The sequence below is a fragment of the Mesorhizobium sp. M7A.F.Ca.CA.002.05.1.1 genome (genome assembly GCF_003998335.1).
Classification (GTDB): domain Bacteria; phylum Pseudomonadota; class Alphaproteobacteria; order Rhizobiales; family Rhizobiaceae; genus Mesorhizobium.
In genome coordinates this window covers 1-722 of sequence record NZ_RZQI01001505.1, presented here as the reverse complement: position 1 = coordinate 722, position 722 = coordinate 1, and the positions used below count along the sequence as shown (strand labels likewise).

At 62.0% G+C, this 722-nt stretch carries 1 protein-coding gene; it reads left to right on the top strand.

Features of this window, described 5'->3' with window-relative positions; all coding sequences use genetic code 11:
• Positions 1 to 2: 2 nt before the first annotated feature.
• The coding region (locus EN939_RS36690) for a polysaccharide deacetylase (protein WP_245473323.1) at positions 3 to 722 on the top strand (720 nt) is incomplete at its 3' end.

The following is a 722-nucleotide window of genomic DNA, read 5'->3' as shown; positions in this document are numbered from 1 at the left end:
TCATCATCTCGTTCGACAGTGCCCGCGACATTTCGCAGTGGAAACGCAGCCGGGCACTGGCTGAGCGCACCGGCGCGCACTTCACCTATTTTCTCTCCTGCGTCTTCCTGCTGTCAACGGAGACACGCAAGGAATACACCGCACCGGGCAAAGGCGCCGGCAAATCCAACATCGGCTTTGCCGCCTCGAAGCAGGAAGTCACCGAGCGACTCGAACAGATCGGCCTTGCCGCGCATGAAGGCCACGATATCGCCAGCCATGGCTGTGGCCATTTCGACGGCAAGGACTGGAGCAAGGCCGACTGGCTGAAAGAGTTCAGTTCGTTCGAGCACATTCTCGAGAACGCCTATGCGATCAACGGCATTGCACCCGAACCACAGGGCTGGCGCGATTTCGCGCGGCATGCGGTGGTCGGCTTTCGCGCGCCGTATCTGTCGACCGGCAAGGCGCTCTATGAAGCGCTGCCGGCGGCCGGATATCAATTCGATGCCAGCGGCGTCTCGCAAGGCCCTGCCCGACCGACGGCCAGCAACGGCATCGTGCACTTTTCGCTGCCGCAGATTCCGGAAGGACCGAAGTCACGGCCGGTGATCGCCATGGACTACAATCTCTATGTCAGGCATTCCGGCGGCTTCGAGCGGCCAAGCCAGGCGGACGAGTTCGCCAACCGGACCTATGCTGCCTTTCGCGCCGCCTTCGACAAGCAGTATGCCGGCAAGCGC